The sequence below is a fragment of the Deinococcus radiotolerans genome, assembly GCF_014647435.1.
GTDB lineage: Bacteria > Deinococcota > Deinococci > Deinococcales > Deinococcaceae > Deinococcus > Deinococcus radiotolerans.
Map to the genome: position 1 here is coordinate 42284 of NZ_BMPE01000007.1, position 20255 is coordinate 62538.

21 protein-coding genes are annotated in these 20255 nt (G+C 69.3%); 13 read left to right on the forward strand and 8 right to left on the reverse strand.

The window, feature by feature from the left end; translation table 11 throughout:
• The first annotated feature begins 49 nt into the window (after positions 1 to 49).
• Complete coding sequence (locus IEY63_RS12775; protein WP_189069402.1) at positions 50 to 718, forward strand: DsbA family protein; 669 nt, start codon at positions 50 to 52, stop codon at positions 716 to 718.
• A 4-nt stretch (positions 719 to 722) separates the two neighbouring features.
• Entirely contained in the window at positions 723 to 1154 is a 432-nt protein-coding gene (locus tag IEY63_RS12780; RefSeq protein WP_189069403.1) for a disulfide bond formation protein B, read from the forward strand.
• 62 nt (positions 1155 to 1216) lie between these two features.
• Here IEY63_RS12780 and IEY63_RS12785 read toward each other — a convergent pair whose 3' ends face one another.
• The 3 genes from IEY63_RS12785 to IEY63_RS12795 all read right to left on the reverse strand — a co-directional run bounded on the left by IEY63_RS12785 (position 1217) and on the right by IEY63_RS12795 (position 3861).
• Complete coding sequence (locus IEY63_RS12785) at positions 1217 to 1966, reverse strand: SDR family NAD(P)-dependent oxidoreductase (protein ID WP_189069404.1); 750 nt, start codon at positions 1964 to 1966, stop codon at positions 1217 to 1219.
• A gap of 189 nt (positions 1967 to 2155) precedes the next feature.
• Entirely contained in the window at positions 2156 to 3103 is a 948-nt protein-coding gene (locus IEY63_RS12790) for an electron transfer flavoprotein subunit alpha/FixB family protein (RefSeq protein WP_189069405.1), read from the reverse strand.
• On the reverse strand, positions 3100 to 3861 hold the full coding sequence (locus tag IEY63_RS12795; RefSeq protein WP_189069406.1) for an electron transfer flavoprotein subunit beta/FixA family protein: 762 nt from the start codon (positions 3859 to 3861) through the stop codon (positions 3100 to 3102). Before IEY63_RS12795 ends, IEY63_RS12790 begins: the two co-directional genes overlap by 4 nt.
• 271 nt (positions 3862 to 4132) lie before the next feature.
• Here IEY63_RS12795 and IEY63_RS12800 point away from each other — a divergent pair, with 271 nt between their 5' ends.
• Positions 4133 to 4792, forward strand: a complete 660-nt coding sequence (locus IEY63_RS12800; protein WP_189069407.1) for a hypothetical protein — start codon at positions 4133 to 4135, stop codon at positions 4790 to 4792.
• Here IEY63_RS12800 and IEY63_RS12805 read toward each other — a convergent pair.
• Entirely contained in the window at positions 4786 to 5196 is a 411-nt protein-coding gene (locus IEY63_RS12805; RefSeq protein WP_189069408.1) for a carboxymuconolactone decarboxylase family protein, read from the reverse strand. The two genes, IEY63_RS12800 and IEY63_RS12805, sit on opposite strands and share 7 nt — an antisense overlap.
• A gap of 249 nt (positions 5197 to 5445) precedes the next feature.
• Between IEY63_RS12805 and IEY63_RS12810 the strand changes: the two genes are divergently transcribed.
• The 7 genes from IEY63_RS12810 to IEY63_RS12840 all read left to right on the forward strand — a co-directional run bounded on the left by IEY63_RS12810 (position 5446) and on the right by IEY63_RS12840 (position 12454).
• Positions 5446 to 7686 carry an ATP-dependent Clp protease ATP-binding subunit gene (locus tag IEY63_RS12810; RefSeq protein WP_189069409.1) on the forward strand — a complete coding sequence of 747 codons (2241 nt, stop codon included), beginning with the start codon at positions 5446 to 5448 and terminating at the stop codon, positions 7684 to 7686.
• 94 nt (positions 7687 to 7780) lie between these two features.
• Positions 7781 to 8458: a hypothetical protein gene (locus IEY63_RS12815; protein WP_189069410.1), complete on the forward strand. Its 678-nt coding sequence runs from the start codon at positions 7781 to 7783 to the stop codon at positions 8456 to 8458.
• Between the two features lie 62 nt (positions 8459 to 8520).
• Entirely contained in the window at positions 8521 to 8802 is a 282-nt protein-coding gene (locus tag IEY63_RS12820; protein ID WP_046844543.1) for a DUF2087 domain-containing protein, read from the forward strand.
• Positions 8795 to 10177: a DNA repair protein RadA gene (gene radA / locus IEY63_RS12825; RefSeq protein ID WP_189069411.1), complete on the forward strand. Its 1383-nt coding sequence runs from the start codon at positions 8795 to 8797 to the stop codon at positions 10175 to 10177. Before IEY63_RS12820 ends, radA begins: the two co-directional genes overlap by 8 nt.
• A 325-nt stretch (positions 10178 to 10502) precedes the next feature.
• Positions 10503 to 11477: a cation diffusion facilitator family transporter gene (locus tag IEY63_RS12830; protein ID WP_189069412.1), complete on the forward strand. Its 975-nt coding sequence runs from the start codon at positions 10503 to 10505 to the stop codon at positions 11475 to 11477.
• Positions 11478 to 11597: 120 nt separating this feature from the next.
• Positions 11598 to 11951, forward strand: a complete 354-nt coding sequence (locus tag IEY63_RS12835) for an ArsR/SmtB family transcription factor (protein ID WP_189069413.1) — start codon at positions 11598 to 11600, stop codon at positions 11949 to 11951.
• Positions 11948 to 12454: an SRPBCC family protein gene (locus IEY63_RS12840; RefSeq protein ID WP_189069414.1), complete on the forward strand. Its 507-nt coding sequence runs from the start codon at positions 11948 to 11950 to the stop codon at positions 12452 to 12454. The genes IEY63_RS12835 and IEY63_RS12840 overlap by 4 nt, the downstream gene beginning before the upstream one ends.
• A 79-nt stretch (positions 12455 to 12533) precedes the next feature.
• Here the strand turns inward: IEY63_RS12840 and IEY63_RS12845 are convergent, their stop codons facing one another.
• Positions 12534 to 13445 (reverse strand): LysR family transcriptional regulator, encoded by a 912-nt coding sequence (locus IEY63_RS12845; protein WP_189069415.1) that lies wholly within the window; start codon positions 13443 to 13445, stop codon positions 12534 to 12536.
• Positions 13446 to 13516: 71 nt separating this feature from the next.
• Here IEY63_RS12845 and IEY63_RS12850 point away from each other — a divergent pair, with 71 nt between their 5' ends.
• On the forward strand, positions 13517 to 14737 hold the full coding sequence (locus IEY63_RS12850; protein ID WP_189069416.1) for an MFS transporter: 1221 nt from the start codon (positions 13517 to 13519) through the stop codon (positions 14735 to 14737).
• Positions 14738 to 14761: 24 nt separating this feature from the next.
• On the opposite strand, the gene IEY63_RS12855 is transcribed toward IEY63_RS12850, so the two are convergent.
• Complete coding sequence (locus tag IEY63_RS12855) at positions 14762 to 15130, reverse strand: VOC family protein (RefSeq protein WP_189069417.1); 369 nt, start codon at positions 15128 to 15130, stop codon at positions 14762 to 14764.
• Positions 15131 to 15187: 57 nt separating this feature from the next.
• On the opposite strand from IEY63_RS12855, the gene IEY63_RS12860 reads away from it, so the two are divergent.
• A complete protein-coding gene (locus IEY63_RS12860; protein ID WP_189069418.1) occupies positions 15188 to 15646 on the forward strand; it encodes a MarR family winged helix-turn-helix transcriptional regulator in 459 nt (152 codons plus the stop codon).
• A gap of 67 nt (positions 15647 to 15713) precedes the next feature.
• Here the strand turns inward: IEY63_RS12860 and clpB are convergent, their stop codons facing one another.
• On the reverse strand, positions 15714 to 18272 hold the full coding sequence (gene clpB / locus IEY63_RS12865; RefSeq protein ID WP_189069419.1) for an ATP-dependent chaperone ClpB: 2559 nt from the start codon (positions 18270 to 18272) through the stop codon (positions 15714 to 15716).
• 187 nt (positions 18273 to 18459) lie between these two features.
• Between clpB and IEY63_RS12870 the strand changes: the two genes are divergently transcribed.
• Positions 18460 to 19128 carry a hypothetical protein gene (locus tag IEY63_RS12870; RefSeq protein ID WP_189069420.1) on the forward strand — a complete coding sequence of 223 codons (669 nt, stop codon included), beginning with the start codon at positions 18460 to 18462 and terminating at the stop codon, positions 19126 to 19128.
• Between the two features lie 41 nt (positions 19129 to 19169).
• Here the strand turns inward: IEY63_RS12870 and IEY63_RS12875 are convergent, their stop codons facing one another.
• A complete protein-coding gene (locus IEY63_RS12875; protein WP_189069421.1) occupies positions 19170 to 20144 on the reverse strand; it encodes a lipocalin-like domain-containing protein in 975 nt (324 codons plus the stop codon).
• Between the last annotated feature and the right edge of the window lie 111 nt (positions 20145 to 20255).

A 20255-nucleotide genomic window follows, 5' to 3' on the forward strand; every position in this document is an offset into this window, starting at 1 on the left:
GTCACGAGGGGCACGCGCCCACCGTGCCCGCGTTACACTGCCCCCAGTCATGACCGCCAACAGCAACCCCAACCGCATGTTCCTGGTGATCGGCACGCTGATCGCCGCCGTCCTCATCGGCCTGGCCGTGTTCGCCATCCAGGGCAAACCCGCCCAGGGCAGCGCCACCTTCGACCTGACGGGCGTGCCCTTCGCCGGGCAGGACAGCGCCCCGGTGGACGTCGTGGTCGTCGAGGACTTCAAGTGCCCGGTGTGCAAGAACTTCGAGGAAACCGTCGCGCCCGAACTGAAAACCAAGTACGTGGACACCGGCAAGATCAAGCAGTACTCCCTGCTGTGGCCGTTCCTGGCCGAGGCGCGCAGCCTCTCCACGGATGACAGCAAACTGGCCGCGCAGGCCGCCATGTGCGTCTACGACCAGGGCGGGAACGACGCCTTCAACGCCTTCAAGGCCATCCTGTTCCGCGCGCAGGGCGACGAGAACACCGTCTGGGCCACCAAGAGCCGCCTGAAGGAACTCGCCGGGAACCTCGAGAACCTGGATCAGAGCAAGTTCGCCACCTGCCTGGATTCTGACGTCACCGCCGCCCGCGTGGACGCCATGGAAGCGCAGGTGAACAAGGCCCGCGTGACCGGCACGCCCACCGTGTTCGTGAACGGCAAGCAGACGGACGCGACCGTGGCCGACATCAGCGCCGCCATCGACGCCGCGAAGTAAGCACGTGAGCCGCGACAACCGCCTGTACGCCGCGTGGGTCGTGTCCCTGATCGCCACGCTGGGCAGCCTGTACTTCAGCGAGATCCGTCACTTCAACCCCTGCATCCTGTGCTGGTTCCAGCGCATCTGCATGTACCCGCTGGCCATCATCCTGGGCGTCGCGGCCCTCAGCGGCGACCTGCGCGTGCGCCGCTACGCGCTGCCCCTGGCCGGGATAGGCGTGCTGATCGCGCTGTACCAGAATCTCGAAACGTGGGGTGTCGTGCCGACCCTGCGCGCCTGCACCGCCGACCCCAGTGCGTCGTGCGGCACGCCCTGGCCCGTGTGGGGCATGAACTCCCCGCTGAACACCGTCATCACCATTCCGGTGCTGAGCATGATCGCCTTCACGCTGATCATCGCCCTGCTGAGCTGGCGCCGCACGCGCACCATCTGAGGGACGGGCGCGGCAAGCGGGGCGCGGGGGATTCGACCTCCCCGCGCCCTGCTTCTGACCGCCTAGACCGGGCGGCCGGCCATCATGAACGACGCGGTCATCCCGCCGTCCACCGGCACGATCGCGCCGGTCATGAACGCGGCTTCCTCGCTGCCCAGGAAGTACACGACCTGCGCCACCTCGCGCGGCGTACCCAGGCGGCGCAGGGCGTGCAGGTCCTCGTAATCCCGGCGGGTCTGTTCGGGGTCGTCGCTCTCCGTGATGCTCTGGAGGACCGCTTCGGTGCTGATTGCGCCTGGCGCCACGGCGTTCACCCGCAGGCCGTGTGGCGCGAGGTCCAGCGCCATCGCGCGGGTCAGGTTCACGAGGCCGCCCTTGCTGGCGTTGTACGCCGCGTTGCCCGGTTCGGCGAACAGGCCCTGCACGCTCGCCACGTTCACGACCGCCGCCCCGCGCGGCAGCAGGTCCACCAGGGCCCGCGTCAGCAGCAGCGGCGCGGTCAGGTTCACGTTCAGCGTCCGCGCCCAGCCGCGCTCGCTGACGTCCAGCACGCTGCCGTGCGCACCCTGAAACGCGGCGTTGTTCACGAGCACCTGCACGCCGCCCATCTCCCGCGCGGCCCGCACGATCCGCTCGCGCCCGGCGGCGGTACTCACGTCCGCCTTCACGCGCCGCTGCCCCCGCAGGTTCGGCGGGAGGCTCAGATCGGCGCTCAGCACCCGCCACCCCCGCTCCGCGTACAGTTCCGCGATCGCCCGCCCGATTCCCCGCGCTGCCCCTGTGACCACCACACCGTTCGAAGCGTCCGTCATGCCCCCAGTGTCAGGGACGTGTGTTCAGACGCCGCAGAGGCATAAGGCACGCTCAACGGTTGAGCTGATGCGGCGCGGGACAGGTGAGTCAGTGGCCGGCGAAGAGGCCCGCCACTGCGCGTGCAGCAGACGGGCCTCTGTCCGTGTGGTTCAGGCGCTGGGCGTCACCAGTCCTGACGCCGCGCGGGTTTACTTGCGGCTGGCTTCGATGAGCGCGGGGACGATCTCGTTGATGTCACCGACGATGCCGTAGTCCGCCACTTTGAAGATCGGGGCTTCGGCGTCCTTGTTGATGGCGATGATGTTCTTGCTCTTGCCCATGCCGGACAGGTGCTGCACGGCGCCGCTGACGCCCAGCGCAATGTACGCCTTGGGCTGCACGGTCTTGCCGGTCTGACCGACCTGCTCGGCGTAGGGGCGCCAGCCGGCGTCCACCACGGCGCGCGTGGCGCCGACGCCCGCGCCCAGATTGTCCGCGAGCGCCTCGACGTAGCGGCTGAAGTTCTCAGGGCTGCCCACGCCGCGCCCGCCGGTGACGATCACGTCGGCTTCGGTCAGGGCGACGCGGCTGCTCTTCTCGACGCTCTTGCCAGTCACCTCGACACGCGCGGCGGGCAGGGAGAGTTCCACGTCGTACTGCTCGCCCGCCGCTGCGGCGGGAGGGGCAGGCGCGAACGAGCCGGGTTTGACGGTCACGACGACCAGCCCGTCGGCATCGACCGTCTCAGTCACGCGGGCCAGGAAGGTGTAGCGCTGCGCCTGAAGGGCCGCGCCGTTGCTGCTTAGCTTGGTGGCGTCCTCAAGGTACGCGGCGTCCAGTTTCACGGCCACGCGGGGGGCGTACTCGCGGCCGGAGCGGCTGCCGCCAATGATGACGGTATGCGCTTCGCCTTCCTGCGCGATCTGCGTAGTGGCGGCGGCCCAGACCTCGGCGTTGTACGTGGCCAGCTCGGGCATGTCCGCCACGAGGACCTGGTCGGCCACGGCGGCGGCCTCGTTGGCGACAGCGGCGATGTTCTGGCCCAGTACGAGCAGGGTGATGGGGCCCTCGCGCCCGGACTCGCGGGCGGCGGTGACCATTTCCAGGGTGGCTTTCGCCAGTTTCCCGGCGGTGTGTTCAGCGACGATCAGAATCATGCGATCACCTTGGCTTCGTTGCGAAGCAGGTCGAGAAGCTGCTGGGCGGCGGCCTGGGCGTCCTTGCCGTCGATCATGCGGTTCAGGCGGGCGCGGGTCTGGATCTCCGCGTTCACGGTGCGCACCTTGCTGCTCAGGCCGTAGCCGGCGGGGTCGTCCTTGCGGAGTTCCTTCTTCTTGGCCTTCATGATGTTCGGCAGGGTGGGGTAGCGGGGTTCGTTGAGGCCCTGCTGCGTGGTCACCACGACGGGCAGGGTGGCGCGGAAGCTCTCGTTGCCGTCATCGACGTCGTGGCGGCCAGTGAGGGTCTCGCCGTCGAGTTTCAGTTCGTTCGTCCAGGTGAGCTGGGGCCAGCCCAGGCGCTCGGCGCTGGCGGCGCCCAGAGCCTGGGAGTCCCAGTCGGCTTCCTGACCGCCGACCAGGATCAGCGAGGCGTTCTCGGCCTGCGCGACCTGCGCGACGACGCGGCTGAGCGTCACGGCGTCAAATTTCTCGTCGGTCTCCACGTGGATGGCGCGGTCGACGCCCATGGCCAGGGCGGTCCGCAGCGCGTCCTCGTTGCGTTTGGGCCCGATGGCCAGCGCGATGATCTGCTCGACGGGCGCGCCGCTCTCGCGCAGGCGCAGGGCTTCTTCCACGCCGTACTCGTCCATGCCGTCGATGACGAGGGTGGCGCCGTCGAGGTCGACCTGCTGGGCGTTGATCTTGACGCGCGCTTCGGCGTCAGGGACTTGTCGGACTAGGGTCAGGATGTTCATGGAGCCTCCGGGGAGTATCTGCACACACGGCTGGTGCGGGTCGGCGGGTGGTGCCGGTCGCTCCAGCATGCCAAATTGGACTGAGTTCAAGTTTAGCAGATCGGGACGCCCCGGACGCAAGCGCATTGAGGTCCACTCAGAACCAAACCAGACGGCCAGAATTTAAGCCTGCCCTCATGCAGGCCACGACTCCTTCATGATTCCTCAGACCTTAATCTTCAGTCACCCAGACTGAGAGGACCTCTCACGTTCAGGCCCGACGCTACCACTCATGAAGACCCTGCTGCCCGCCGCCCTGCTGACCATCGCCGCCACCACCGCCACCGCCGGCGCCCAGAGCCTGAACGGCCTCGAACTCGGCCTCACCGGCGGCTACGCCAGCGGCCTCAGCGGCGAAATCTTCGTCCACGCCCCCAACGTCGCCGGCCCCGTCGGCATCAAGGCCGGCCTCGCCTACACCCGCGCCTCCGACGCCATCAACGACAGCAGCGACCTCGGCGTTGGCACCTTCGGCAGCTACAAGGCCAACGGCGCCACCGAGTACGGCAGCCACACCACCGCCTCCCTGGACGCCACGTACGGCATGGGCGAACTCAGCCCCGGCGTGGACGCCACCCTCTACGGCGGTGCCCGCTACGGCATGTTCCGCAGCACCGAAGACTACGGTGCTACCGGCTCCACGACCTACAGCGCCAGCGCCTTCGGTATCGGCGCGGGCGTCATGGTCAGCTACGCACTGACCGGGAACCTGAGCCTCGTCGGCGACCTCGGCGTGGACCAGTACTTCAAGTCCAACATCAACGTGACCGGGACCAACACCGACTCCACCACCATCGCCCGCAACGACGCCCTGTACCCCAGCATCGACAACCGCTTCGTGCGCCCTGGCACGGTCTTCAAGGCCCGCATCGGCGTGAAGACCAGCTACTGATCCCCTGAATCCACCGGACCGGCTCCTGTCACAGGGGCCGGTCTCTCTTTGCTCGCCAGGTGGTGGCGCAGCACCTCGAACGCTGCTACCACGCGCGGGAACCCCAGGTACGGCACGCAGAGCATCAGGGCGTCGCGCACTTCTGCTTCCGTTGCCCCGGCGTTCAGCGCCCCGCGAATGTGGGTGCGCAGTTCTGGCGGGCTGCCCAGTGAGACCAGCAGGGTGCACGCAATGAGTTCTTTCACCTTCAGGTCCAGTGCGGGCCGGTCGTACACGGTGTCGTACGCGAAATCCCGGATGTACGCGCCCAGGTCGGGGTCCAGGTCATCCAGGCGCTGCTGGATGCGCGGCTGCTGGGTGCCGAAGATCACGTCACGGGCGCGGGGTGCAGTGTCGTCTTTCACGGCCCCAGGGTACCGGGGCGAGCGCACCTGAATGGGCAAGAAAGAGGGCCGTCAGGACCAGCGAGCTACAGTCCCAGATGTGGAACAGGTGGGCGCAGATCGTAAGGTTTCCCCAGCCTTCCGCCAGGAGGCGGCGCTACCCTACACTCAGGCTGTCACCACCCGCTTCACCCGGCCCGCGCCGCGACAGCCGCTCTGTCCCTGACACCGCTCACTGCGCCCCTGTCGCGCTTTCCCTAGGGGGTTCCCATGAACCGATACGACGACCGCGCCCGCCTCGTGTTCCACTACGCCCGCGAGGAAGGCAACCGCCTGGGGCACGCCATGGTCGGCCCCGAACACCTCCTGCTGGGCCTGATGCGCGAGGGCGGCACTGCCGCCAGCATCCTCGGTGAGTTCGGCGCGTCCCTGGACGGCCTGCGCCGCCGCGTGGAGGAGATCATCGGCCGCGGCGAAGGCAACCGCCTGAACGATGCGCCCAGCATCACGCCCCGCGCCCGCCGCGTCATGGAACTCGCGTCCAGCGAGGCCCGCGCCCTGGGTGCCCAGGTGACCAGTACCGAGCACATCCTGCTGGGCATCATCCGCGAGGGTGACGGCGTGGCCTTCCGCATCCTGCAGGAACTTACCAAGGACGTGGACACCATCCGCTGGCGCATCCTCGCGCAGGGTGAGGGTGCGGGCAGCAAACCCGCCAAGCCGGTTGCCACGCCCTTCCTCGACGAGTACGGCCGCGACCTGACGAAGTGGGCCCGCGAGGGCAAACTCGACCCCGTCATCGGGCGCAGCGAGGAGATACGCCGCGTCACGCAGATCCTCACGCGCCGCACGAAAAACAACCCCGTGCTGATCGGGGACCCCGGCGTCGGCAAGACCGCCATCGTCGAGGGCCTCGCTCTCGCCATTCACGAGAAGCGCACCCCGCCCAACCTCCACAACGTCCGTCTGGTCAGCCTGGACCTGAGCGGCGTCGTGGCCGGCACCAAGTACCGCGGGGAGTTCGAGGAACGCCTGCGGCAGATCATCGAGGAGCTGCGCAACGCGAAGGTCATGGCCTTCATCGACGAGCTGCACACCCTGGTGGGCGCGGGCGGCGCCGAGGGCACGCTGGACGCCGCGAACATCCTCAAGCCCGCGTTGAGCCGCGGTGAGATTCAGGTGATCGGCGCGACCACCACCGGCGAGTACCACCGCTACATCGAGAAGGACGCCGCCCTGGAACGCCGCTTCCAGCCGGTGATCGTGCTGGAACCCAGCCCCGCCGAGACGCTGCAGATCCTGCGCGGCCTGAAACCCAAGTACGAGGAACACCACGGTGTGCAGATCCCAGAACAGGCGCTGGAACTCGCCGTGCGCATCGGCGAGCGGAGCCTGCCGGGCCGCAACTTCCCAGACAAGGCCATCGACCTGATCGACGAGGCCGCCAGCCGCGTCCGCCTGAACATGAGTGTCGGCCTGCCCGTCGCGGAGACCGAGGACGGCGAACCGTACGTGACCCGCGAGGACATCGAAAGCGTCATCAACTCCATGGGCGGCATCTACTCCGAGGAAACTGCCGCGCAACTGGTCGACCTGGAACAGCAGTTGCAGGATCAGGTGTACGGCCAGCCGGACGCGATCCGCGCGCTGAGTTCCGCGCTGCGCCGCGCCCGCGTGGGCCTGGGCGGCCGCACCCGCGTCGCCGCGAGCTTCCTGTTCGTCGGGTCCAGCGGCGTCGGCAAGACCCACCTCGCCAAGGCGCTGGCCCGCACGCTGTTCGGCAGTGAACGCAGCCTGATCCGCATGGACATGAGCGAATTCCAGGAAAGCCACTCGGTCAGCAAACTGATCGGCTCGCCTCCCGGGTATGTGGGCTTCGAACAGGGCGGTCGCCTCACGGAAGCCGTGCGCCGCCAGCCGTTCAGCGTGATCCTCCTCGACGAGATCGAGAAGGCCCACCCGGACGTGTATAACACCTTTCTGCAGGTTCTCGACGACGGCCGCCTGACCGACGGCCTGGGCCGCACCGTGGACTTCCGCCGGACGATCATCATCATGACCAGCAACACCGGCTTTAACGTGAACCCCACCGTGGGCTTCAGCCCCGTCACGCCGGACAACAACCAGCCGCTGCGGCACATCTTCACGCCGGAATTCCTGGACCGTCTGGACGAAGTCATCCGCTTCCGCAGCCTCGGCGAGGAAGAACTCGTGCGGGTCGCGCAGCAGCTGATGGGCGAGATGCGCGAAGAACTCGCCAGCCGCGAACTGACCGTCACCTTCGACCCCGCCATCGCCGCGTGGCTGGTGGGTAAACTCAAGTCCCGCAGCCCCAAACACGCCGTCGGCAGCAGCCGTCAGCTGCGCACCCTGGTCCGCGAGGAGATCGAGGACCCACTGGCGCTGGAACTCGCCAGCAACCACGGCGAGGAAGTCCGCGTCGTGCTCGGCCAGGACGGCATCCAGTTCGAGAAGGGCGAGGAAGCCGCCACCCGCCAGATCCTGGCGTAAACTCCGACCTGCCTCGGCAGCCCGCCGCGCCCCGAGCGCCGGCGGGCTGTTTGTTGCGGCAACCCAGCGGGCGTTCCGCGCGTAAGAGAGTCACATGAAACGCATGCATGCCGCGCTGTGCGCCGCCCTGGCCCTCGCGGTCGGCCGAGACGCCCCCCATGACCAGACCCTGCGCGACTACCGCGCCGTGTCCCTGGCGGGCTTCACGGTGCTGGTCTCCCCGGACACCCAGGCCGACCCGGCCACCTGGGAGCGGTTGGAATGGCGGTTGGAGGACACGCTGCGCGAGGCGAGAGCGGCGCTGCCCCCCCATGCGCGGCGCGAACTGGCCGGCGTGCGCATCTGGGTCGAGGGCAGCCGGGCGACCGCCGACGCCTTCCACACCGCCTATTACATCCGCCGCGCGGCCCCGGCCGGGGTGGCCAGCCGGGGCGACATCCTGATCACGCAGCCGCAGGCTTTCATCCAGGGCTTCGGTCAGGGGAACGTCCTGCTGCACGAACTGGCCCATGCCTTCGACGACCGCCAGTACGGCATGCAGAATCCGGCGGTGCAGGCGGCGTTCGAGCAGGCCCGCCGCGCCGGGCTGTATCAGAACGGCGAGTGGACCCCCTACGCTGTCACGAACGCCCGCGAGTACTTCGCGGAGCTGAGCAGCGCATACTTCCTGCGCATGAGCGCGCCGCCCCTGGACCGCGCCCGCCTGAAACGCCTGGACCCGGCCGGGTACGCGGCCATCGAGGCCGCGTGGTCCGGTGAGGCGGACCGGTAGACGAGCGGCGTTCCGGGACTCCGGGAACCATCGGATGGCCGCGCGTCCGGTAGCATGGCGGGATGACGAAGAGCATCCTTGATTTCCAGGACGAACACGGCCGCATCACCGGGTGGCCCAGCGACCGCCGCCGCGCGCACCAGCTCGCCATCCTTGATTACCTGACGGGCCTGTTCGAGCCTGGCGTGTCCTACGACCAGGGGCAGGCCGAGCAGATCCTCGCCGATCACAGCACCCTGGAAGACCCCAGCTTCCTGCTGACCGAACTCGTGGACGGCGATTACTTGGCCACGCAGGACGGGAACTACTGGCGGGCGGATGGCCGCCCCGGCGCGCGTGGCTAAAGCCCGCACTACCTACGTCTGCACCAGTTGCGGGTACACCAGCGCCAAACCGCTGGGCCGCTGCCCGAACTGCCAGGCGTGGAACTCCTTCGAGGAAGAGGTGCCTGCCGTCACGACCGCTGCCGCGCGCGGCGGGGCGTATGGGGGTGTCACGGGGGGCCGCCTCACGCCGCTGTCCGGGGTGGGGCGCCGCGAGGAGCCCCGTACGCCGAGCGGCATTCCGGAACTCGACCGGGTGCTGGGCGGCGGGCTGGTCGCCGGGGGCGTCACGCTGATCGGCGGGGAGCCCGGCATCGGCAAGAGCACCCTGCTGCTTCAGGTCGCGGATAAGGTCGCGGCGGGGGGCGGGACGGTGCTGTACGTGGCGGGTGAGGAATCCCTGGAGCAGATCCGACTGCGCGCCGACCGACTGGGCGTGAAGGCCGAGATCCAGCTGACCCGCGACACCCGCGCCGAGCACGTGGCGGCACTGATGGCCGAGCACAAGCCCGCGCTGTGTATCGTGGACTCCATCCAGACCGTGACCGTCGAGGGGGACGGCGCGCCGGGCGGCGTAGCGCAGGTCCGCGACGGCACCGCGCTGCTGACCCGCGCCGCGAAGGAAACCGGGACCGCCACCGTCCTCGTGGGGCACGTCACGAAGGACGGCACGGTCGCCGGTCCGAAGGTCATGGAGCACATCGTGGACACCACCGTCTTCCTGGAGACGGTCGGGTCGTATCGCCTGCTGCGCAGCGTGAAGAACCGCTTCGGGCAGGCCGGGGAACTCGGCGTGTTCGAGATGCGGGGCGAGGGCCTCATTGCCGTCGAGAATCCCAGCGCGGCGTTCCTAGCCGAGCGGCCTGTCGGGGTACCCGGCAGCGTTGTCGCGGCCACCATCGACGGGCAGCGCCCCATGCTGCTGGAGGTGCAGGCGCTCGCCAGCAAGACGCCGTACCCGAACGCCCGCCGGGTCGTGGTGGGCCTCGACGCCCGCCGCGTGGACGTCGTCCTGGCCGTGCTGGAACGCCGCCTGGACCTCACGCTGGGCGGACTGGACGTGTACGTGAACCTCGCGGGCGGCCTGAAGGTCCCCGACCCGGGCCTGGACCTCGCGGTGGCGCTGGCGGTGTACTCCGCCGTGGTGGGCCGCGCCCTGCCGGACAGCGTCGCCGTGTTCGGCGAGGTCGGCCTAGCGGGCGAGGTGCGCTCCACCGTCGCCTCCATCCGCCGCGCCGAGGAGGCCCGCCGCGCCGGGTACACTCGCCTGATCGTTCCGCCCGGCCTGGACGGCCACCCCAATGGTGTGAAGAGCGTCGAGGAGGCCGTCGCGCAGGTCTGGGGCGGCGCCCCGGCGTCCGGCCGGAAACCCCGCGCTGCCGCCGAACGGAGCTGAAGGCATGACCGCGATGATGTCCGTCGCGGTCATGCTTCGCCCGTCTCATTCCACGCGCTGATGTGGCTGTCCGCGCAGGGGCCGCGCCGACTGACCTTCACCCTGTCTGGCGGTGGCCCGCGAGTGCGCCGCGTGGGTTTACCGGCTTTGATACCTAGCATGACACCTGTCCTGGGAACGGGGTGTGCAGGCCCTCGCGTCCAGCACACGTCGCCTGATCGTGGCGTGTCCATGCTGGCCTGAGCCGGGGTCGCGCGAGCCTGCGTGCAGGTCACATGAATGGGGGTCGCATCTGCCGGGGGTCGGCGGGTGCGACCCTCGGGTCATGACGAGCGGTGCCGCCGACCACGACCACGCAGCGCATGAACACGGGCACGATAAGCATGACCATGGCGGTCCTGCGTCCGGTCAGGGCGGGCATGACCACAACCACGGCGCGAATGCGAACGCGCGGCAGCTGATGCTGGCGCTGCTGCTCACGGGCGGGTTCCTGATCGTGGAGGTCGTGTACGCGTTCCTGTCCGGTAGTCTGGCGCTGCTGAGCGACGCGGGGCACATGCTGACGGACGCGGCGGCGCTGGGGTTATCCCTGCTGGCGCTGCGGGTGGGTGCGCGTCCCGCAGATGCGCGGCGCACCTTCGGGTACCGCCGGGCAGAGGTGCTGGCTGCCGCGCTGAACGCCGGGGCGCTGTTCGCGGTGGGCATCTACGTGCTGGTGGAGGCCGCGCGCCGCTTCGCGCAGCCGGTCGAGGTGCAGGCCACGCCCATGCTGATCGTGGCGGTGCTGGGGCTGTTCGTGAACCTGATCAGCGCCCGCATCCTGGCCGGGGGGCAGGGGGAGAGCCTGAACATGCGCTCGGCGTACCTGGAAGTCATGGGGGACCTGCTGGGCAGCGTCGCTGTGATCGTCGGCGCTCTGCTGATCCGGTTCACGGGCTGGACGTGGGTGGACCCGCTGCTGGGCGCGGGGATCGGCCTGTGGGTGCTGCCGCGCACCTGGGCGCTGCTGCGCGCCAGCGTAAACGTCCTGCTGGAGGGCGTCCCGCGCGGACTGGACCTGGACGCCCTGCGCGCTGAGCTGCGCGCGCTGCCCGGCGTGGTGGACGTGCACGACCTGCACGTGTGGAGTGTGACGGGCGGCGTGAACAACCTGACGGCTCATCTGGTGGCCCCAGCGGCAGGCGACTCGCTCCTGCGGGAGGTGGAGTCGGTGGCGGCCCGCTTCGGGATTGCGCACAGCACGGTGCAGGTTGAGGGCCCGGATGCTCATGCGGCTGGTGGTCCGGCGCTGCATCCCTGACCGGCTGGGGGAGAGGCATAACCTAGTACGATCGGATTTACTATATGCCTTGACAGGAATATTCCCGAAGTAGCATAATACGGTCAGAACAGAACGCATCAAGAGGAGGTCACGCGCCACTTGAATCACCACACCTTCACCGCCCTGGCCGACCCGCACCGCTTCCAGATCATCGAACTCCTGCGCGAACGGCCCCACAGCGTCGGCGAGATCGCTGACCGCCTCAGCCTGCGCCAGCCGCAGACCTCCAAGCACCTGCGCGTCCTCACGGACGCCGGACTGGTCCACATGGAACCCCAGGCCAACCGCCGCATCGTCCACCTCAGCCCCACCGCCTTTCGCGACCTCGATGACTGGCTCACCCGCTACCGCCCCCTCTGGGAGGAGCGCCTCGACCGGCTGGACGACTACCTGCGCACCCTCCCGCCCGAAGACCCCACGCCTGACCCCACTGAACCCGGAGGTTCCCCATGACGCACGCCACCCTCGACCACCGCATTGAAGACGCCCGCACCCTTGTCCTGGAACGCACGTTCGCCGCCACGCCCGAGCGGGTCTTCGCGGCCTTCACGCAGGCCGAGCACCTGAAGCACTGGTGGGGGCCGCGCGGCTGGACCCTCACCCACTGCACCGTCGATCTGCGCCCCGGCGGACGCTGGCACTACTGCATGACCTGCCAGGACCCCGCGCAGGGCGACTTCTACGGCATGAACAGCTGGGGGCTCGGCGTGTACGAGCGGGTCGAGACCCCCACCCGCCTGACCTACACCTACTATTTCAGCGATGAGCAGGGCGCGGTGAACGAGGCCATGCCCGCCACGCTGGCCGACCTGACCTTCGAGGCCGTGCCCGGCGGCACCCGCGTCACCAGCCGGTCCACGTACGTGCGCCCGGAGGACCTGAAGGCCGTCATGGACATGGGCATGCTTCAGGGCATCAGCGAAACCTGGGACCGTCTCGCCGAGCACCTGGCGTAACCGTCGGCCACACCCGCGTGCCGCATGACCCACGAGACGCCGCTCTTCTGTGGGTCACGCGGCACGCGGCGCGCCTGGGTCACGCCTCGGACTGGGGTTCCCCGCCGCGGTCAGTGGGCGCAGACAGAGCCAGGAAGTTCCGGACGATTACCGACCGCTCCAGCCGCTGTGACGCCAGGGACAGCGTCACGCGCGGGCCCCCGCCCAGCAGGTCGCGGTACACGCAGCCGCGCAGATTCAGGTGCCGCATCGCGGCAGGCACCAGGGACACCCCCAGGCCCGCCGCGACCAGACTGACCACCGACATCATCTGCGGCGCCGTCTGCCCGGGCCGCGCCTCAAAGCCCGCCGCACGGCACGCGGCCAGCACCGCGTCGTGCAGCGCCGGGCCCACCGCGCGCGGCGTGAGGATAAACGGATCGTCCCGCAGCGCCCCCAACGGAATGAGGTCTGCGGGTGCGGCGGGGTGATCCTCAGGCAGCACCGCGACCAGCTCACTGCACGCCACCTCGGTCACGCGGAACTCCTGCTCGTAGTCGGGTGTGGCGCGCACGAACGCGGCGTCCAGCACGTGCGCCCGCAGGTCCGCCACCAGCGCCTCGGTGTTCTTCTCCGTCAGGGTCAGGCTCACCTGGGGGTAGGTGCGCCGGAACGCGCGGATCACGTCCTGCACCGCCGGGTCGATGCCCGCCGCGCCCGTGAAACCCACGCGCAGCGCGCCCGTCTCGCCGCGCGCCGCCCGGCCGGTGTCGAAGGCGGCGCGTTCCAGCTGCGCCGGAATGTCCGCCACGCCGGCCCGGAAGGCGAGGCCCGCCTCGGTCAGTTCCACGCCGCGCGGCGTCCGGTGAAACAGGACCGCTCCCAGGTCGCGTTCCAGCGCGCGGATCTGCGCACTCAGGGGCGGCTGTGCCATGCCCAGCCGCGCGGCGGCGCGCGTGACGTTCCCTTCCTCCGCGACCGTCAGGAAGTACCGCAGCTGCCGCAACTCCATACGCGCAGCATATGGCGATGCCCAGCCGCGCGTATTAGACGTCTGACGGGAAGGGGCCTACAGTCGGGGGCATGACCCTCCTGAGCCCCGCCCATCCCGCCCCGACCCTGACGGGCGCGCAGGTGCGGCGCGGCACACCCGAGTACCGCCGGATCGGCGCGGCGCTGTTCCTCACGGGGTTCAGCGCCTTCTCGCTGATCTACTGCGCGCAGCCGCTCCTGACCGCCTTCACCCGCGACTTTCACGTGACGCCCGCGCAGAGCGCCCTGAGCCTGTCCCTGACGACCGGGTGTCTCGCCCTGTCCATCCTGATCATGAGTGCCGTCGCGGACTCTTTCAGCCGCCGCCGCGTCATGCTGACCTCGCTGCTAGCCGCCGCGCTGCTGAACGGCCTGGCTGCCCTCGCCCCCACCTGGACGCTGCTGCTGCTGTGCCGCGCGCTGGAGGGTCTCGCGCTGGGCGGCGTACCCGCCGTCGCCATGGCGTACCTTGCCGAGGAGATCCACCCCCGCGACCTGGGCGCGGCCATGGGGCAGTACGTGGGGGGCACCGCGTTCGGCGGCATGATGGGCCGCGTCTGCATCGGCCTGCTGGCGGGCGTCACCTCCTGGCACGCGGCGCTGCTCGTCATGGCAGGCGCAGGCCTGCTCAGCGCCGCCGGATTCGCTCTGCTGCTCCCCCCATCGCGTGGCTTCCAGCCGCGTCCCGCCGCGCCGGCCCGCGAGCACCTGCGCCGCTGGGCTGCGCACCTGCGCACCCCGGGCTTGGGCGCGCTGTTCACGCTGGGGTTCCTGAACCTGGGCGTCATGGTCGCCGCGTTCAACTACCTGGGGTTCCGCCTTCACGCCCCGCCGTACGGCCTGAGCGCCGCGGCCATCAGCCTGATCTTCCTGACGTACCTGCTTGGCTCCGCCGCGTCGGGCTGGGGTGGGCGCCTGGCCGACCGTCAGGGCCGCTGCCCCCTGCTCCTGACCGGCCTGCTGCTCAGCGGCGCGGGCCTCGCCCTGACGCTGCTGAGCCCCCTGCCTGTGATCATCCTGGGTGTCACGCTGATCACCGTCGGGTTTTTCGTCACGCACTCGGTGGCTAGCAGCAGCGTTGGCCAGCTCGCCCGGCGTGACAAGGGCCACGCCAGCGCCCTGTACCTGCTCGCGTACTACGCCGGCAGCAGCGTCGTGGGTGTCCTCGGCGGCTGGGTCTGGGCAGCTGGCGGCTGGTCGCTGCTGGTCGAGGTGTGCGCCAGTCTGCTCGTGCTGGGCCTGCTGCTTACCCGCACCGTCCCCCGTACCTGACCGGTGGGGAGGTGAAGCGCCGAGTCAGGCGCGGTCGTGCAGGGTGATGTGGTAGCCGTCCGGGTCGGCGAAGGTGAAGGTGCGGCCGAATGGGCCGTCGATGGGCGCGGTGATGATGCGGTGCCCGCTTCCGGCAAGGGCGTCGTGGATGGCCTGCACGTCGGTGGCGTGGAGCCACAGGGCGGTGCCGATGCCGGGTTGTGCGAGGGCGTTCAGGTCGGTGCCGGGCGCGGGGTCGCGCAGGGCGAAGGCGATGGGCTGCGTGTCGAACACGACCGCGTGGGGCGGCCCGGCGGGCGAGCGGCGCAGGCCGAGGTACTGCTCGTAGAAGGCCTGCGACGCGGTGAGGTCGCGCACCTGGATCGAGATGAAGTCTGGGCCGGTCACGGGCATGGACACTCCTCCTTGTGTCAGTTATCTGACACGAAGATTCTATGTCAGACTCCTGACATGCGTCAAGATCCGCCTGAGGTTCAGCTCGACACCTCCCCCGGCTACCTGCTCAAGGAAGCCGCCAGCGCCCTGCGCACCGCCATGGACGACGTTCTGCGGCCCCTGGGCATGACCGTCACCCACTACGCCTGCCTGGAACTGCTCGCCCAGCGCCCCGGCCTGTCCAACTCCGACCTCGCGCGCGGCACCTTCGTGACCCGCCAGTCCATGAACGTCCTCCTCCAGGCCCTGGAACGCGACGGGCAGGTGGAACGTGCGCCCGAAGCCAGCGTCGGCAAGGTCCTGCCCACCACCCTCACACCCCGCGGCCACGCGCTGCGGGCCCAGGCCAGCGCCGCCGTTCGCGAGGTCGAGCAGCGCATGCTCTCCGGCCTGACCGCGACCGAACAGGCTGACCTGGGCCGCCTTCTGCGCCTCATGATTCACGCGCTCAAAGACAGCCCCCGCGAGCCCTGACCGGGCAACCGCAACAGGGAAGAGGGGACCGGATCACGCAGACCCGGCCCCCTCCGTTGTAGCTGGTTCAGTTCAGCGCGCCCGTCTGAAACTGGAAGTTCGTACCGTCGTAGTCCACGGTCAGGCTGCTGTTGTCCGGTACGTTCCCCTGGAGGATCTCGCGGGCCAGCGGCGTCTCGATCTCGCGGCTGATGGCGCGTTTCAGGGGGCGCGCGCCGAAGGCCGGGTCGTACCCGATCTGTGCCAGACGGTCCTTCGCGGCGCCGGTCAGGTGCAGGCTCACGCGGCGCTCGGCGAGGCGGCGGATCAGGCCGCGCATCTGAATGTCCACGATCCGGTGCAGGTCGGCGGCCGTCAGCGCGTCGAACACGATGATGTCGTCCACGCGGTTCAGGAACTCCGGGCGGAAGTGGCCCTGCAACTCGCCCATCACGGCGTCGCGGATGGCGGTGGCGTCCTCACCGCGGTGCTGCATCTCCAGGATCAGCGGCGAGCCGATGTTGCTCGTCAGGATGATCAGCGTGTTGCGGAAGTCCACCGTGCGGCCCTGCCCGTCGGTCAGGCGGCCGTCGTCGAGCACCTGCAGCAGCACGTTGAACACGTCCGGGTGGGCCTTCTCGATCTCGTCGAACAGCAGCACGGCGTAGGGACGGCGGCGCACGGCCTCGGTCAGCTGGCCGCCCTCCTCGAAGCCCACGTATCCGGGAGGCGCGCCGATCAGGCGGGCGACGGTGTGCTTCTCCATGTACTCGCTCATGTCGATGCGGACCATGGCGTCCTGACTGTCGAACAGGAACTCCGCGAGGGCCTTGGCCAGCTCGGTCTTGCCCACCCCGGTCGGCCCGAGGAACATGAAGCTGCCCAGCGGCCGGTTCGGGTCACTGAGCCCGGCGCGGCTGCGGCGGATGGCGTCCGCGACGCTCACGATCGCGCGGTCCTGCCCGATCACGCGGCCATGCAGCTGCTCTTCCAGCTTCAGGAGTTTCTCGCGTTCGCCCTCCATCAGCTTGTTCACGGGAATCCCGGTCCAGCGGCTCACGACGGACGCGATGTCCTCCTCGGTCACCTGGGTGTGCGCGAACTCGGCGCCCTTGAGCTTCTGCTCCAGCTCGGTGACTTCCTTCTCCAGTTGCGGCAGGCGGCCGTACTCCAGTTCGGCGGCGCGTTGTAGGTCGTAGTCGCGCTTGGCCTTCTCCATGTCGGTGCGCACCTGATCAAGCGCCTCGCGCTTCTCGCGCAGCGCGGCGACCTCGTGCCGCTCGCCCTCCCAGCGGGCGCGGACGTCGGCCAGCTCGTCGGTGATGCCCTTCAGGGCACCCTCGATGTCCAGCAGGCGGTTCTGGCTGTCCTGATCCTTCTCTCGCTTCAGGGCTTCCCGCTCGATCTCCAGCTGGAGCTTGCGGCGTTCGAGCTGGTCGATGCGTTCGGGGCTGCTCTCCAGCGCCATGCGCAGGCGCGCGGCGGACTCGTCGATCAGGTCGATGGCCTTGTCCGGCAGCTGCCGGTCGGTGATGTAGCGGTGCGAGAGCCCCGCGGCGGCGACCAGTGCCGGGTCGGTGATCTCCACGTTGTGGTGGACCTGATAGCGCTCCTTGATGCCGCGCAGGATCGAGATCGTGTCCTCCACGCTGGGTTCGTTCACGAACACCGGCTGGAAGCGGCGTTCCAGGGCGGGGTCCTTCTCGATCTCGCGGTACTCGCTGAGGGTCGTCGCGCCGATCAGGTGCAGTTCACCGCGCGCCAGGGCGGGCTTGAGCATGTTGCCCGCGTCGGGGCTGCCTTCGGTCTTGCCCGCGCCGACGATGGTGTGGATCTCGTCCACGAACAGGATGACCTCGCCCGCCGAGCCGATGACCTCGTCGATGACGCCCTTGAGGCGTTCCTCGAATTCACCGCGGAACTTCGCGCCGGCCAGCAGGCTGCCCATTTCCAGGCTGACGATGCGCTTGTTCTTCAGGCCGTCGGGCACGTCGCCCTTCACGATGCGGATCGCGAGCCCCTCGGCGATGGCGGTCTTGCCCACGCCGGGTTCGCCGATCAGCACGGGGTTGTTCTTCGTGCGGCGCAGGAGGATCTGCATGGCGCGTCGGATCTCCTCGTCGCGGCCGATGACGGGGTCGAATTTGCCGTCGCGGGCGCGCTGCGTGAGGTCGGTGCCGTACTTGGCGAGGGCGTCGAACTGCTGTTCACTGGTTTTGGTCGTCACGGTCTTTCCTTTGCGCTGCTCGTTCACGGCGCGGTTCAGGTCGATTTCGGTGGGCAGCCCCTTGCCGCGGTACTCGCCGCGCAGGGCGAGCAGGAGGGCGTCGGCGGCCACGAACGAGTCGCCGAGCTGCCCGGCCAGGGTATCGGCCTTCTGAAAGGCGCGGGCCAGTGCGGGGTCGAGGTACAGCTGACCCTCGCCGCCCTGCACGCGCGGCAGCTTGGCCAGTTCGGCGTCCAGCGCGGCGCGAATCTGCGTCAGGTCGCCGCCGGCCAGGGTCAGGGCGCGGGCGGCGGTGTCGTTGTCGGTCAGGGTGCGCAGCAGGTGCGCGGGGGTGAGGTTCTGGTGCCCGCTCTGCTGCGCGAGCCCCTGCGCGGCCTGGAGGGCCTGCAGGCTGGCCTCGGTAAAGCGTTCAGGGTTCAAGTGGGGCCTCCGTGGGGTGTGAGTGAGGGGAGTTCATAGGTGGCCTTATTCTGAAACTTGAGTGCAGTCATGTCAAGTTTATTGCGGATTAAGAAAGGTGCTGAACTCTCCCTCCGGCACGCAACGCCCCTGCAACGCCTCCCACCGCACACTGCCCTCAGACCAGCACCCCACAGGAGGCCCACCCATGACGCGCACCCTCGCCACGCTGCTCCTCACCACCCTCAGCCTCACCGTCACAACCGCCGCCGCGCAGAAGACCACCGTCACCATCGGTGGCCAGCCCACCACGCTCGACAGCGTCAAGGTCGGCGGCCGCACCTACGTCGCCCTGGATCAGCTGCAAAAAGCCCTGACCGCTGCGGGCGGCAGCAACCAGCTCGGCGCGGCGGAAGGCTGCCTGAACGAATGGCTGTTCAACGGCACCTGGCGCCTGCGCGTCACCGCCGTCAAGTACGTCCCGGACGCCGGAAACGGCAACTACTACGGCTGGGTGGTCACCACCGAGTTCCGCAACGGCGGCAAACAGGTCCTGAACCTCGCCAACACCGGCATTGAGCAGGGCGTCAGCCTCGCCCTGAAAGACGGCAGCACCAAGGACATCGGCCTGTCCGGCATCGCCTCCGCATTCAGGACCGGCACCGACCTGCCCCCCGGCGCGGGCCTGGTCATGGACCTGCCGTTCTCCTGGCAGGGCGGCACGCCCACCAACGCCCAGATCCAGGCCAATCCGCCCGTCAAGCTCATCGTGCCGGTGGACGTCAGTGCCCTGCGTCGCGGCGGCAGCACCCTGTACAAGACCGTCAACTACGTCAAGGACCCCAGCTTCCGCGTGAACCTCACCTGCAAGAAATGAAGCCCACCCCCCACGCCGCCATCCGACCACACCGATGAACCTCACGGGGTCCAGGGTCCGCTGACGAGTTCCATCATGCCGGTCCCCGTGACCGGCCCGTCCGCCCAGGTGCCCTTCACCTCAATCGGCCCCTCCCAGTACGCGATGCGGGTGCTGCGGCTCAGCAGCTCCTGTTCACGCCGCACCACCCGCACACCCAGGTCGAACTCGTCGGATACCAGCCGCCAGCCCAGCGTGTAGGCGCGCCCGCTGGGTCTGGTCCACACCTCACCCGGCTCGGCCCGCAGGCCCGGCACAGCCCGCGCCCGCCCGTCCGCGTCCACCACGCTGCCGATCAGCTGCGCCACACCCCCGTCCGGGCGGCGCACCCGGTACACCATCAGGTCACGCCCGTCCCCCAGATGCACGCTGAACCAGTCCCACAGCGCCGAGCGGCCCGGAATCTGGTTCCCCCACTGGTGATCCAGCCACGCCTGCCCCCGCACCGCGCGCCCGTTCACCGTGCCGCTTAGATCCAGCCGCGTGATCCCCTGGTAGAACAGCACGCCCGTCTCAGCGCTGCCGCTGTACCCCGGCGGGTGCAGCACCGGCCCCTTCACGGGCGTCAGCGTCAGCTCCAGCGGCCCGGCCTTCAGGGCCAGCGGCGCGGTCGGCTCAGGGCCCGCCTGCGTCAGCGTCCACGCCCCCTGCCTCAGCCGCAGTGGGGGAGAGGCCACCTCACCCGTCCCGGCAGGCTGCTCCAGGAACGTCGGCTGTCCGGTGCGCAGATCCGTCACCGCCACGTGCGAGATCATCAGCGCCGCAGGCAGCCGGGCGTCCTGCACCCGGAACTGCGCCCAGTGCAGCGCCAGCCCCTCGCCGGGCAGATACGCGCTCACGTACCACCACTCCATCGGGTTCGCGTGCGCCCCGAAGTCCGTGGCAGCGGGCAGCTGGACTGGATTCACGACCGACTGCACCGGCGCGCACCCGCTCAGGAGAAGGGCCGCCAGCACCGGACTGAACTTGAGACGCATCGGAATTCAGCCTAACCGACCCGCCGTTCACCTGCTGCCGCAGATGGGTGATCGCCCCCCCTGTCGCGCCGCCTGCACCTGCCGCCCGATATAGCAACCGACCCCCCGGTT